Genomic DNA, 13258 nt, shown 5'->3' on the forward strand with positions numbered 1-13258 from the left:
CGGGTCGCCCGATCCTAGCCGGGCATTCTCACAGATTTTTCGTTATTCGGCGATATCGACGCCGTCGAAGCGGTGAACGCCAACCGGATCCTGATGATAACCGGAGACATTCTTCGTCATCGGGATGAATTCTTCCGAATGGTCGATGGTCATCCAGGGTGCTTCGCGCTTGAAGATAACCTGGGCTTCTTCGTAGAGCTTGGAACGCTCCTTGAGGTCGGCCGTCTGCTTGGCCTTCTTCACCAGATCGTCGAATTCCTTGTTGCACCACTGTGCACGGTTGTTGCCGCCAACAGCGTCGCAGCCGAGCAGCGTGTCAAGGAAGTTGTCCGGATCGCCGTTGTCGCCGGTCCAGCCGAGGATGGCCGCACCGTCGCGGTCCTTGGCGGAGGAGAGCTTCAGGTACTGCGCCCAGTCATAGGTAACGATCTCGACCTTGACACCGATCTTAGCCAAGTCTGCCTGCATCAGCTCGGCAGCACGGCGGGCGTTCAGCATGTATGGACGCGAAACCGGCATGGCCCAGATCTTCATGCTGAGATCCTTGACGCCAGCCTTTTCAAGCAGCTTCTTGGCTTCTTCCGGATTGAAGGCGTCGTCCTTGATGTCCTTGTTGTAGGACCACATGGTCGGCGGGATCGGGTTCGTCGCAACCTTGGCGGAGCCCTGGAAGACGGCGTCGACGATGGCCTGCTTGTTGACGGCCATGTTGATCGCCTTGCGCACTTCGACCTTGTCGAACGGAGCAACCATCGTGTTGTAGGCGAGGTAGGAAACGTTCAGACCAGCCTGCTCGAGAACCTTGAGGTTCTTGTCAGCCTTGAGGTCCTTGATGTCGGCTGCGTTCGGGTACGGCATGATGTTGCATTCGCCGGACTTCAGCTTCTGCGCACGGACGGAGGCGTCCGGCGTGATGGCGAAGACGAGATCGTCGATCTTTTCCTTGCCCTTGAAGTAGGTCTCGTTTGCCTTGTAGCGAATGACGGCATCCGGCTGGTAGGCAACGAAAGTGAAGGCGCCAGTGCCGAGCGGCTGCTGGTTCATCTGTTCCATCTTGCCATCGGCCTGCAGCTTGTCTGCATATTCCTTCGACAGGATCGAGGCGAAGTCCATGGCGAGGTCGGCGAGGAAGGGAGCTTCCGGACGGTTCAGGACGAACTTGACCGTGAGGTCGTCAACCTTGTCGATCGACTTGATGAGCTTCGGGAAGCCCATGCCATCGGCGTATTCATAGGAGCCGCCGGCGACATACTTTGCCCAGGGGCTATCCGTGCCCAGCTGACGGCTGATCGAGAAGATCACGTCATCGGCATTGAGGTCACGCGTCGGCGTGAAGAAGTCGGTGGTCTGGAACTTCACGCCCTTGCGCAGCTTGAACGTGTATTCCTTGCCATCCGGAGACACGGTCCAGCTTTCGGCGAGGCCCGGCTCAATTTCGGTGCTGCCATGCTTGAATTCGACAAGACGGCTATAGATCGTGCGCGACGAGGCGTCGAAGGTGTTGCCGCCCGTGTAGAGGCCCGGATCGAAACCTTCCGGCGAGCTTTCAGAGCAATAGACAAGCGTTTTTGACCAGGCGGACGTCGCCATGACCGAAGCCAGGGCTGTCACTGCCAGCAGGACAGAAATCTTTTTCATGATATCGTTTCCCAGATTTGTTATTCTTTTGAAGCCGTGGACACCACCAGAGGTTCCCATCCGGATCGCGCCGATGGAACTTTATTTTAAGTTTGAAAGCAACAAGCGCCGCCTAAAATTTTTCCAAATCGTAGAGTTTGGAAATTTTCAGACGAAAAGACCTCTGAATTGGTAAGATTCTGGCAAAATTTTGCATCTTTTTGTCAGATTCAGAACGATTTGACGTTTTCTTCTCACAATCCGCAAACCCTATATTGCCCGGATAGGAGGCAACGCAAACAAAAATCCGCAGCTACCGGAGGTAACTGCGGACCAAAAGCTTGATCGAATTCTGAATGGCAGATCAGGCGGCCGGCGCTGCGACCGTCGGCTTCTTCGCGATCGCCTTGTGATCCTGGGCGGTAATGCCAAGCAGGAAGTTGATCTGCGGACGCGCCTTGACCAGATCGTCGATGGAATATTCGGTCAGAACGTCGAAGAAAGCGTTCAGTGCCTTGCGCAGCGCCGAATTAAGGCCGCAGCTATCGACCAGCGGGCATTCCACCACGCCATCCTCGAAGCATTCCGCCATGGCGAAGCTGTCCTCGGTGACGCGGACGACGTCGAACAGACTGATATCGGTTGCCGGCTTTGCAAGGCGCACGCCGCCATTGCGACCACGCACCGTTTCGACAAGACCTGCCTTGGTCAACGGCTGCAGGATCTTGAAGAGAAACAGCTCGGATACGCTGTATGCTCTCGCGATTTCCGGGATGCGGCTCAGATGGCCATCATTGGCGGCGCAATACATCAACATGCGCACTGCGTAATTGGTCTGCTTCGTCAAGCGCATGCCGATCTCCTGGAATCAAGGCTGCTTAGGGGCTGGACCCGTATATAGTGGCTTTCTCAGTTTTGAACAATTCCAAAATATGAAATTCATATTCACGTTATTTCGAAGCTGAACCCCCTCACCCACTCGGGACTACCTGCTTCTCCTTCAGCTCCTTGGCATAATCAAGGATCGCCTGCCTTCGTTCCGGCGTGCCCGGATGGGTCGACAGCATGCTGGTGCTGCTATGGTCATCAAGTTTCGTTTCGAGGATATCGAAGAAGCGCGAAAGAGCCGCCGGGTCCTTTCCGGCCGCCTGCATCAGCTCCACAGAGCGACGATCAGCTTGCGCCTCCGCCTCACGGGAATAGGAAAGCGCCAGCAGGCCGCCACCCTGCGTCAAGATATCCTGAACGCCGGAACCAACGTCACCCGCGATCAGCAGGACAAGACCAGCGACGCCTGCGGCGCGATAGAGCTGGCGCAGGCTGTGCTTGTATTCGACATGGCCGATCTCGTGCCCAAGAACGGCAATGACCATCTCCTGATCGCCGCCGGCGAGCTCGACAAGTTGATCCGTGAGCACGAGATTGCCGTCCGGCAGTGCAAACGCGTTGGCGCCAATGAGGCCACCATCGCGGAAATTCAGATGGTAGCGATCCGCCCCGCCCTGCGCATTTGTGGCTAACCTCTCAAAGCCGCTGCGAATTGCATCCTGCTGCGCGTTGGGGAGTTTGCTGGGGCTAAAGGTCACCCTATCAAGCGTCTTCAACGTTCCCGCAGACATCATCTCCGGCACCACGGGTGGCGTCACAACGACCGCAAGCTCCACCAGAACCGGCAGGGCGTAGCGATAGACGATCGAGGCGAGGACAACCGTCGCCAAGGCAAAGGCGATCAGGCGGGGACGAACGATCTCAAGCCCATGAATGAAGCTGCTGCGCCCTTCGCCGCGACTTCGCAGATAGGCGTCCATGGCATTATTGTCTCGCGTTTCGAAGACGGATTCGTTGCCGAACACAACTCGACGCGGGATGGAGCCGACACGCTGACTGATCTCGACATCGGAGCGAATGCCCCAAGCAAGTCGCTTGCCTTCTTCGCCCTCTTCGGCCGAAAGCACCATGAGCGACCCGCCTACATCCACCAGCCGGGCTGAAACTTCCCGGCTGGAATGCGGTGGATACCAGAGGCCGATCGCAATCGGTATCGTGTCAGAAACCAAAGTCGAATCCATCGACATCAAGATATTCCGCACCCACGGCACTGCCTGTCGAGCGGATCTGATCGAAGACCACACCGATGTCGCCGTCGACGCTGATAGAGGTATGCTCCGCCAGGAAACGCTGCATCTGAACCGCTGCCCACGGGCGCATCAGACCTAACGTCACCACGGTCAGAACGGTGTTGACAATCACGATCCAGATATACTGCCGACGGCCGAGATTGCTGCGAAGCTGATGGCGATGATCGATCATTGCCGCCGACCAGATGATGTTACGCATCGAGGCTCGATAATAGAGACCCGCAAATATGTAGGCGAACATGCCGACAAGAAAACCGAAAAGCGCTGGGCCGAGATCAGCCCCTGCCGGGCCAATTGGGATTCCCCGAAAAATACCGGAGGCGCCCACAACGAACCCCAAAACCACGGCGCCTCCGATGCCGATTGCGATCATCGCGCCGAAAACCTTATAAATCGCACCCAGTCGCGGCTCGGTCGAGAATGGTCGATCGCCATAGCGCAGATTGTCGAAGATATATTTATAGAACCAACGGCTTGCGATCGGCGACAGTAGCCCGATCGATATTATCGATATCAAGGCACCCAGGAAGATTGCCTTGAACGCGCCACCATACGTTCCCACGAAATCGAAACGCACATTGCGGTAGCTCGTCACGCGGGCATTGAACCGCAATCCGCGCATGAGAAACCATGGGAACACGACCAGCAAGACGGGCCAAAGCGCCAGTAATGCGAGCGGCGCCACGTGAGAGAGGATATTCACCAAGATCAGGAAGCCGAAGACGATCAAGCGTCCAATCAGTATCTGCTTGCCCTTGGCGTGATATTCGAAGCTCTGACCCAGAATGACCGTGTTGCCGTAGAAATACCGGTTGCGTCGCACCTTCGCCCAGGCGGAATAGATGCCTATCGTGACGATCGTCAGCAAAATGTTGACGATCCAGATGCCGAAATATTCAGAAGCGTTGCCCGTAAAGGAAGCCCTTTGGAAAGGAGGCCTCCCGTCCAACGGATAATTTTGCTCGACAGCTGCCATGCTATACTCCCCTACTCCACAAGAGGACGAGCATTCCAACGGGCGCTCCACTTAGGCACAAGCCGCCGGGAGACGTGTTGCGCGACACGCCGCTCGCCTTACCGTTGCATTTGAGATCAGGAAAACGACCGTCAATCAACGGAAAAATACGGGCTTGCCGCACGTGAAGCGCGAACGATCAATTTGCCCGCAAGACTGCAACCTTAATGCCACAGCGACGCCAACTCGTTTATGGCACAGATACCCAGACCGCCATTTCACAGCCGCCGGGTTCGCGGAAGTGAAAGCGCCGGCCGCCGGGAAAATCGAAGGCCGGGCGCGTGATGACGCCGCCGGCGAATTCGACGGCGCGCTGTGCGGCTTCCAGATCGGTGGTGCGCACGACGGGCAACGGCGTGCCGGCAGCCTCTCCCGCGTCGCCATCTATGCCGGCATCTATTCCGGCCGCCTCGATGACATGGTAGGTCGGTCCATAGCTGACAAAGCTCCAGTCGAAGGCTTCCTCGAAGAAGCGGCGGGTCTTCAGGCCGTCTTTCGACGGAAATTCGAGATAGTCGATCTGATAGGTCACGGCCATCGCTCGGCCCTCCCGTTGTTCTTGTTTTGTTCTAAATGAAAACGGCGGCCCTGACAAGATGACTCCATCGAAAACAAACGCAATAAAAAAGCCGCCGTCCGAAAGATGGACGGCGGCTGACACGGGTCAGTGATTACGATGCTTACTTCATCGTCGGCATGACGAATTCCGCACCGTCCTTGATGCCGGACGGCCAGCGGGCGGTGATCGTCTTGGTGCGCGTCCAGAACTTGATGGAATCCGTGCCATGCTGGTTGAGATCGCCGAAGCTGGAAGCCTTCCAGCCGCCAAAGGAGTGGTAGGCGAGCGGAACCGGGATCGGAACGTTGACGCCGATCATGCCGATATTGATGCGCGAGGCGAAGTCGCGGGCCGCATCGCCGTCACGGGTGTAGATGGCGACGCCATTACCGTATTCGTGCTTCATCGGCAGGTCGAGAGCTTCTTCGTAGTTCTTGGCGCGAACGACGGAGAGAACCGGTCCGAAGATCTCGGTCTTGTAGATGTCCATGTCGGGCTTTACGTGGTCGAACAGCGTGCCGCCGACGAAATAGCCATCCTCATAGCCCTGCAGCTTGAAGCCACGGCCGTCGACGACCAGCTTGGCGCCTTCCTCGACACCGCGGTTGATCAGGCCGGTGACGCGGTTATAGGCGTCCTTGGTGACGAGCGGGCCGAGATCGGCCTTGTCGTCGGTATAGGGGCCGATGCGCAGGGATTCGATCTTCGGTACCAGCTTCTCGACGAGACGGTTGGCCGTGTCTTCGCCGACCGGGACGGCGACCGATACCGCCATGCAGCGCTCGCCAGCCGAACCGTAGCCGGCGCCCATCAGCGCGTTGACGGCCTGGTCCATGTCGGCATCGGGCATGATGATCATGTGGTTCTTGGCGCCGCCGAAGCACTGCGCGCGCTTGCCGTTCATGGCAGCCGTTCCATAGACGTAGCGGGCAATCGGCGTGGAACCGACGAAGGAAACGGCAGCGATATCCGGATCGGTCAGGATGGCGTCGACGGCGGCCTTGTCACCATTGACGACGTTGAGAATGCCTGCCGGCAGACCGGCTTCGATCATCAATTCGGCGAGACGGAGCGGCACGGACGGATCACGCTCGGACGGCTTCAGGATGAAGGCATTGCCACAAGCGATTGCCGGCGCAAACATCCACATCGGGATCATGGCCGGGAAGTTGAACGGCGTAATGCCGGCGCCGACGCCAACCGGCTGGCGAATGGAGTACATGTCGATCGCCGGGCCGGCACCCTCGGTGAATTCGCCCTTCTGCAGGTGCGGGATGCCGCAGACGAATTCGCAGACTTCCAGACCGCGAATGACGTCGCCCTTGGAATCTTCGACCGTCTTGCCGTGCTCCTTGGAGAGCAAGGTGGCAAGTTCATCCATGTTCTTGTTCAAAAGCTCGACGAACTTGAAGAAGACGCGGGCGCGGCGCTGCGGGTTGGTAGCAGCCCATTTCGGCTGCGCGGCCTTGGCGTTTTCGACGGCTGCGCGGATTTCCTCGACGCTCGCAAGCGCGACGGTTGCCTGCATTTCGCCGGTTGCCGGATTGTAAACCTTGCTGCTGCGCCCGCTCGTGCCGGCGACGTGCTTGCCGCCGATGAAATGACCGATCTCACGCATGGATGTGCCTCCTCGTTTTCTTGGATGGCCACAGGATGGCACTTCAATTTGCACAAATCAATGAGCTGTTATAAGCAACCGTTGTGCAAAAATTAAAGTCCTTGCTGTGCAAAAGAGGCCAATCCGAAAGGGGATGTGCAAATGGACTGGGACGATGTCCGCATGTTTCTGGCCGTGGCGCGCACCGGGCAGATTCTCGCCGCCTCCAAAAGGCTCGGCGTCAACCACGCTACCCTCTCCCGCCGGGTAACGACGCTGGAGGAGCGGTTGAAGACGCGGCTGCTCGTGCGCCGCACCAATGGCTGCGATCTGACGGCGGAAGGCGAGATCTTCCTGCACGCAGCCGAGCGCATGGAAACGGAGATGCTGCGCGCGCAGGCCAGCGTCGGCCACCTCGACAGTGCCATTACGGGCACGGTACGGATCGGCGCGCCCGACGGCTTCGGCGTGTCCTTCCTGGCGCCCAGGCTCGGGAGGCTGATCGCCCGCTATCCCGAGCTTCGCATCCAGCTCGTGCCCGTTCCCCGCTCCTTTTCGCTGTCGCAGCGCGAAGCCGATATCGCGATCACGCTCGAACGCCCGGAACAGGGCCGTCTGGTTTCATCGAAGCTGACGGACTACACGCTCGGGCTCTATGCCTCGAAAACCTATCTGGAACAGGCCGGGCTGCCCGACAGCGTCGAGGCGCTGAAGCTGCATCCGCGCGTCGGCTATGTCGAAGACCTGATCTTTACCGCATCGCTGAATTTCTCAGGCGAGATCATGCGCAGTTGGGACGCCTCTTTCGAGATCTCAACCGCCATCGGCCAGACGGAAGCCGTGCGCTCCGGCGCCGGCATCGGCATTCTGCATGATTACATCGCCAGGCAGTTTCCGGAGCTGACCCGCATCCTGCCCGATATCTCCATCAAGCGTGCCTACTGGACGACCTATCATGAAAGTGCCCGCGACCTCGTGCGCGTGCGCACCGTTGCGGACTTCCTGCAGGAGCTGGTGAGCGAAGAGCGGCGGACCTTCCTATGAGGTAAAGTTGGCGGATGCGGCGCCGCTTACAGGCAAAAATCACGGCATCAAGCTGCACCACCATGATGGCGCATGCGGCAGCGGTCGAGCCTCGGCATGTTTCGGCGGCTCCTCGTTCTCGTCAGGATTGGGAACGGGAACTTCGTCCGGCAACCTGTCCGGCTCCGGCTCTTCGATCGGTGGCTTCGGCGTCCAGCCTGGTTCCGGTATCGGAGGCGACTCGGGGATCGGCTCGTTCGGTACAGACATGCCCGCTCCTTTCGTCCGGTTGCCGATATGGAGACAACGACGAACGCCGCGGACGGTTCCAAGATAATTTCGGCGAGCGGCCCGCGTTTACGAGATGGGCGCGATTTGCCATTCCCCGCCGTTCGTCCCTCGCTGCTGGACAAAGACCGGACGAAGCCTAGTATTTCAGATAGAAATCAGGGAGCCAGGATGATGAGCGACAAGAAGCAACAGAAACTGGACGAAAAAGAACACAAGGAACAGGACGATTATCTGGAAGAAGCGCTGGAAGAGACTTTTCCGGCAAGCGATCCGATATCGCCCGGGCACGTGTCGAAGAAGCCCGAGGACAAGAAATAGGCTTCAGCGGCCAATGGCGCCGACATCTGCTACGAACGGATCAAGGGAGATAATGGTACGGTTGGGGGGTCTCGAACCTCCGACCTCAGGTGCCACAAACCTGCGCTCTAACCAACTGAGCTACAACCGCACATGCTCGCGTCGCCGCGAACGGGGGTGACATACGAGGACTTTGAAATTATTTCAAGTCCTATCTCCCCGCAATACAAAAAAGCTTTGCAGATATCCAAATGATGATGCGCGGCCGGATACCGGCCACGCCGGCTTGCGGCGGAAATGAAAAGTCCCGCCAGAGGTTTTCACCTGCAGGCGGGACATTCGTGCCTTGGGAGGCTTATCGGAGGTGATTAGGCCTTGAAGGAGGCCATTGCCTTTTCAGCGGCATCCTTGGCAGGCTTTGCCAGCTTTTCGGCGACCTTCTTGGTGGTGTCCTGAATGGACTTGGCCTGCTCGACGGTGACTTCGGCCTGCTTGCGGATGAAAGCCGTCTGAAGTTCGAAGAGTTCGGCAACGGACTTGACGCGAAGCAGGGCTTCCATGTGAGCCAGCGAGCTTTCGGCATTGGTGCGCAGAACGTCGATGGCCTTGAGGCCGATTTCTACGGAACCAGCCTGTGCGGTCTGCACGGTTGCTTCAACCGTCTTGCCGGCTTCTTCGGTAGCAGCCTTCAGCTTGGCGAAGGCTTCCTTGGACTGGGCAGCACCCTTTTCAGCGAAATCGCGGAAGGATTCGGAGAACTTGGACGGATCGAATGCAGCCGTTGAAAAAACGTCGTCTTTCTTTACAGTAGCCATGATTACGCTCCTAAAAAGGCCCTCTCTGAGGCGCCTATCGTGAACCTGTGTGAGGTGTATATAATATAAAATATTGTGCAGTGCAACATATTTGTGCGACGCACAAGGCGTTAACCTTTCCGGCCGAAAAATGGGCCGTTCGCTGGACCGAAAAGCGGGGCGCCGTTATTAATAAAGCGTTAAATCACGAGAGGCGATTACGCCCGCAAAACAGGTTGGAAAATGCCCGCAATTCAATATCCGTTCATTGACATTGCCGTGCATCCGCGCGTTCGGGAACGCTTCGCGCGCGGTGAAGCCATGGTCATGTTTTCGACCGGCATGGATCGCGTGCTCTGGGCCAACGGCGCCGGCGCCAACCTCTTTGGCTATGACGCCATTTACGATTTTGTCGAACAGGGGCCGAAGTCCGGCGACGTCTCTTTCCGCCAGATCGAGGCGACGGCGCGCGGCCTTGGTGCTGTCGGCGATCAGCGCACATTCCTGATCCGCATGGCCTCGGGCTTTCAGCGGGCTGTCGTCAATGCGGCCGTCGAACTCATTCGCATCCAGGCCGGCGAAGAAGCGGTGCTGTTTTCCTCTCCGGTTTCTTCAAAGCCGCTCTCATCGGCCGAATGCGCCAAGCGCATGATTGGCGGGTTCGATGACCCCGATACACATATGGCCGTCATCGGCCGCGATGGCGAAATCGTCACCGCGTCCGCCGGCTTCCAAACGCTCGGCGTGACGCCGCAGACGGCGCGGATGTTAACGACCATGGCCGGCGCGCAGCCGGATCGGCTGATCAAGCGGCCGATCTCGACCGCCCATGGTTATCTGCCCGCCGCCATCGGCAAGCTCTCAGAAATCCCTGCCCTGCATTTGCTCTTCGTGGTCGAGGCTGTGATGAGCCGCCTCGATCCAACCGAAGGCCCTGCCGGTCACGAGCGGCCCGCCGCAAACGTGGAGCCACAGGCGGAGGAAGCTCGCACGGAACTTGAGGCAGCGGCCGCCGATGAAGCGCCTCAAACCGCTCCGGCGGCACCGTTCGGCGACGTCATCGATGCGGTGGCCGATATCGAGGAGCTGGACGAGACGCCGGAATATCGGGAGGACGAGCAACAGGTGGTGGCCCCGGCCGCCAGAAACCCAAGCGAATCAGGAACGGAAGCGACTGCTGATGCGAATGGCACGCCCAGCGCGGTTGCCGCAACCGAAGCTCACGTCGATGAGCATCAGCCGGAAGCCACAACGGCTAGCGAAGATGAAGCTGGCGTAGAGGCGACGGCGGCGGCAGAACCGCCTCCGCCAGAAACCCATACCGATCCGGAAACCCATACCGATATTGAAAACACGCCTGCGGAGGGATTCAATTTCAAGCACAACGGGCGCGCCACCCGTTTTGTCTGGAAGATCGATGCGGCCGGGCATTTCAGCGAGGTTTCCCGCGAATTTGCCGATGCGGTCGGACCGCATGCCGCCCAGATTGCCGGCACCGCTTTTGCCGATGTCGCTCGCCGTTTCAATCTCGATCCTGACGGCAAGATCGCGGAACTATTGGCGCGGCGCGATACATGGTCCGGACGAACCATCTACTGGCCAGTGGAAGGTACGAACCTGACCGTGCCGGTCGACCTTGCCGCCCTGCCGACCTATACGCGCAGCCGCGAATTCGACGGCTTCCGAGGCTTCGGCGTTGTCCGCCTGGCGGATGCCGTCGAAGATCCGATGAAGCGCGGCATGGCGCTCGGCACACAAGCGACCGACGATGCTGCAGCTTTCGCCGAACCTGCCGTGGAAGCGGAGGCGGCATCGAATGAACAGCCGGCTCCCGAAGTCGAATCTCCATTGGCGACAGAAGAGATCGAAAGCCCCGCCCGGGATACCGCAGAAACCGGGCCGGTCCTGCATTACGAACCGCCTGCATTGCGGATTTCCGAGACACCGAACCGCCGTGAGTCGGACAAGGTCGTCCGTCTGCACGAGCGCCGGACGGTGACGCAGGCTGCCCTTTCGCTCAGCGAACAGGCAGCTTTCCGCGAAATCGCCCGACAGCTCGAGCCCTTCGGCAAGCGCACGGAACCGCCAGCGGAGCAGCCGCACGATGGGCTGCATGAGGAAGGTGCCGATACCCCTCCACAACCGAATGCGGCGGACGAAATCCTCTCCGAGGCACCCAAAACGACTGATGGAAATGGCCACGGCGATGACCAGCCGCCGGCAGCGCCAACTATAGAAGAGAATGTAGCGCCGCCGGTCGTGAAGCTCGTCGACACTGCGGATGATAACGGCCCGAAAACGGGTGACGAGGCGGCCACCGAAGTTTCGCCGGCATCGGCCGAGCCAGAAGAGGATTTCGACCCCCTCGATGTTCTGAGCAATGCCATTCCGCCGCGCGTGAAGATGCGCACCGGCCTGTCGTCCGACATCGTCGACCAGCTGCCGCTCGCCGTTCTCATCCATGCCGGTGATCGGCTGATCCACGGCAATCCGGAATTCCTGCGGCTGACCGGCTATGACAGCCTCGATGAGCTCGAACAGGTCGGCGGATTGGATGCGCTGTTGCAGCGCAATGATCTGGAGAGCAAGACCGAGCAACCCGGCACGATAATGGTCGTGCGCGCTGACGATGCGCTGGTGCCTGTCACGGCACGGCTGCAGTCGATCCGCTGGGAAGAAGACGGTACGGCCCTGATGCTGGCGCTGATGCCGGTGGAAAGAAGCGAGCCCCCGGCACCGCCGCCGCAACCCATTCCTGAAGAAGCCCGCCCCGAGCGCATCCTCGAGAAGGTCGCGAAGCTGCAAGTGGAGATCGAGGAGCTACGCTCGACGCTGGAGACGGCAACGGACGGCGTCATCATCATCGGCCAGGATGGCGAGATCCGCTCGATGAACCGCTCGGCCAGCGCCCTCTTCAACTATGACGACCAGGAAACCCGCGGCAAACCCTTCGTCATGCTGTTTGCCCATGAGAGCCAGAAGGCGGTGCTCGACTATCTCGGCGGCCTTTCCGGTCATGGTGTCGCCAGCGTGCTCAATGACGGCCGCGAAGTGATCGGCCGCGAGGCATCCGGTGGCTTCGTGCCACTGTTCATGACCATGGGGCGCCTCAACTCCTCGAACGGCTACTGCGCCGTCATCCGCGACATCACGCAATGGAAGCGAACCGAGGAAGAGCTGCGCAACGCCAAGCGCGCCGCCGAAACCGCCAATGCCCACAAGACGGACTTCCTGGCTCGCGTCAGCCATGAAATCCGCACGCCGCTCAACGCCATCATCGGCTTTTCCGACATGATGGCCGGCGAGCGCTTTGGGCCGATCGGCCATTCGCGCTATGTCGAATACGCGACCGATATCGGCCGCTCCGGCCGCCATGTGCTCGATATCGTCAACGATCTCCTCGACATCTCGAAGATCGAAGCCGGCGAGATGGACCTGGATTTCGCCTCGGTCGGCCTCAATGAAGCGATCACCGAAGCCGTGTCGCTGGTGCAGCCGCAGGCCAACAGCCAGCGCGTCATCATTCGCACGGCGCTGTCGCAAGCGGTGCCAAATGTCGTCGCCGACCTGCGCTCGATCAAGCAGATCGCGCTGAATATCCTCTCCAATGCCATCCGCTTCACGCCGTCGGGCGGCCAGATCGTGGTGTCGACAGCCTATGAAGGCAATGGCAGCGTGGTGATGCGCATCAGGGATACCGGCGTCGGCATGACGCGCTCGGAGCTGGAACAGGCGATGAAGCCCTTCCGGCAGGTCTCGACGAATGCCCGCAAGCGCGGCGACGGCACCGGCCTCGGCCTGCCGCTGACCAAGGCCATGGTCGATGCCAACAGGGCGACCTTCTCGATCAACTCGGCCCCGAACGAGGGCACTCTGGTCGAGATCACCTTCCCCTCGCCGAGGGTGCTGGCGAACTGAGAGACAATT

The 13258-nt window shown here is 59.4% G+C and carries 11 protein-coding genes and 1 tRNA gene; 3 read left to right on the forward strand and 9 right to left on the reverse strand.

The annotated features are described in order from the left end of the window. Window positions 1-42: 42 nt before the first annotated feature. The 6 genes from AC13Q5_RS06225 to AC13Q5_RS06250 form a co-directional block, all read right to left on the reverse strand. Window positions 43-1638 (reverse strand): ABC transporter substrate-binding protein, encoded by a 1596-nt coding sequence (locus AC13Q5_RS06225; RefSeq protein ID WP_075855702.1) that lies wholly within the window; start codon window positions 1636-1638, stop codon window positions 43-45. Between the two features lie 343 nt (window positions 1639-1981). Continuing rightward, window positions 1982-2470, reverse strand: coding sequence for an iron-responsive transcriptional regulator RirA (gene rirA, locus AC13Q5_RS06230; RefSeq protein ID WP_075855703.1), 489 nt, complete (start codon window positions 2468-2470; stop codon window positions 1982-1984). Between the two features lie 118 nt (window positions 2471-2588). Further along, window positions 2589-3692 carry a M48 family metallopeptidase gene (locus tag AC13Q5_RS06235; protein ID WP_488501112.1) on the reverse strand — a complete coding sequence of 368 codons (1104 nt, stop codon included), beginning with the start codon at window positions 3690-3692 and terminating at the stop codon, window positions 2589-2591. Continuing rightward, window positions 3664-4731 carry a YjgN family protein gene (locus AC13Q5_RS06240; RefSeq protein ID WP_488501113.1) on the reverse strand — a complete coding sequence of 356 codons (1068 nt, stop codon included), beginning with the start codon at window positions 4729-4731 and terminating at the stop codon, window positions 3664-3666. Before AC13Q5_RS06240 ends, AC13Q5_RS06235 begins: the two co-directional genes overlap by 29 nt. Window positions 4732-4960: 229 nt before the next feature. After that, window positions 4961-5308: a VOC family protein gene (locus tag AC13Q5_RS06245; protein ID WP_488501114.1), complete on the reverse strand. Its 348-nt coding sequence runs from the start codon at window positions 5306-5308 to the stop codon at window positions 4961-4963. A 142-nt stretch (window positions 5309-5450) separates the two neighbouring features. Further along, the gene (locus AC13Q5_RS06250) at window positions 5451-6947 is read right to left on the reverse strand and encodes a CoA-acylating methylmalonate-semialdehyde dehydrogenase (RefSeq protein ID WP_075855706.1); all 1497 of its coding nucleotides are present in this window, start codon (window positions 6945-6947) and stop codon (window positions 5451-5453) included. A gap of 141 nt (window positions 6948-7088) precedes the next feature. On the opposite strand from AC13Q5_RS06250, the gene AC13Q5_RS06255 reads away from it, so the two are divergent. After that, complete coding sequence (locus tag AC13Q5_RS06255; RefSeq protein WP_488501115.1) at window positions 7089-7970, forward strand: LysR family transcriptional regulator; 882 nt, start codon at window positions 7089-7091, stop codon at window positions 7968-7970. 39 nt (window positions 7971-8009) lie between these two features. Here the strand turns inward: AC13Q5_RS06255 and AC13Q5_RS06260 are convergent, their stop codons facing one another. Beyond that, a complete protein-coding gene (locus AC13Q5_RS06260; protein ID WP_488501116.1) occupies window positions 8010-8219 on the reverse strand; it encodes a hypothetical protein in 210 nt (69 codons plus the stop codon). 27 nt (window positions 8220-8246) lie between these two features. On the opposite strand from AC13Q5_RS06260, the gene AC13Q5_RS06265 reads away from it, so the two are divergent. After that, window positions 8247-8558 (forward strand): hypothetical protein, encoded by a 312-nt coding sequence (locus AC13Q5_RS06265; protein WP_488501117.1) that lies wholly within the window; start codon window positions 8247-8249, stop codon window positions 8556-8558. 53 nt (window positions 8559-8611) lie between these two features. Here the strand turns inward: AC13Q5_RS06265 and AC13Q5_RS06270 are convergent. Then, a tRNA-His gene (locus tag AC13Q5_RS06270) sits at window positions 8612-8688 on the reverse strand. A 217-nt stretch (window positions 8689-8905) separates the two neighbouring features. Then, the gene (locus tag AC13Q5_RS06275) at window positions 8906-9352 is read right to left on the reverse strand and encodes a phasin (protein ID WP_069612335.1); all 447 of its coding nucleotides are present in this window, start codon (window positions 9350-9352) and stop codon (window positions 8906-8908) included. A gap of 222 nt (window positions 9353-9574) precedes the next feature. Here AC13Q5_RS06275 and AC13Q5_RS06280 point away from each other — a divergent pair, with 222 nt between their 5' ends. Further along, window positions 9575-13249 (forward strand): ATP-binding protein, encoded by a 3675-nt coding sequence (locus AC13Q5_RS06280; protein ID WP_488501118.1) that lies wholly within the window; start codon window positions 9575-9577, stop codon window positions 13247-13249. Window positions 13250-13258: the final 9 nt, after the last annotated feature.

This window comes from Martinezella sp. CNPSo 3964 (genome assembly GCF_057784375.1).

Bases quoted from the DNA above. Each gene is read 5' to 3' on its own strand.
- AC13Q5_RS06225 (WP_075855702.1), bottom strand. From the start codon at position 1,638: ATGAAAAAGATTTCTGTCCTGCTGGCAGTGACAGCCCTGGCTTCGGTC.
- rirA (WP_075855703.1), bottom strand. From the start codon at position 2,470: ATGCGCTTGACGAAGCAGACCAATTACGCAGTGCGCATGTTGATGTAT.
- AC13Q5_RS06235 (WP_488501112.1), bottom strand. From the start codon at position 3,692: ATGTCGATGGATTCGACTTTGGTTTCTGACACGATACCGATTGCGATC.
- AC13Q5_RS06240 (WP_488501113.1), bottom strand. From the start codon at position 4,731: ATGGCAGCTGTCGAGCAAAATTATCCGTTGGACGGGAGGCCTCCTTTC.
- AC13Q5_RS06245 (WP_488501114.1), bottom strand. From the start codon at position 5,308: ATGGCCGTGACCTATCAGATCGACTATCTCGAATTTCCGTCGAAAGAC.
- AC13Q5_RS06250 (WP_075855706.1), bottom strand. From the start codon at position 6,947: ATGCGTGAGATCGGTCATTTCATCGGCGGCAAGCACGTCGCCGGCACG.
- AC13Q5_RS06255 (WP_488501115.1), top strand. From the start codon at position 7,089: ATGGACTGGGACGATGTCCGCATGTTTCTGGCCGTGGCGCGCACCGGG.
- AC13Q5_RS06260 (WP_488501116.1), bottom strand. From the start codon at position 8,219: ATGTCTGTACCGAACGAGCCGATCCCCGAGTCGCCTCCGATACCGGAA.
- AC13Q5_RS06265 (WP_488501117.1), top strand. From the start codon at position 8,247: ATGGAGACAACGACGAACGCCGCGGACGGTTCCAAGATAATTTCGGCG.
- AC13Q5_RS06275 (WP_069612335.1), bottom strand. From the start codon at position 9,352: ATGGCTACTGTAAAGAAAGACGACGTTTTTTCAACGGCTGCATTCGAT.
- AC13Q5_RS06280 (WP_488501118.1), top strand. From the start codon at position 9,575: ATGCCCGCAATTCAATATCCGTTCATTGACATTGCCGTGCATCCGCGC.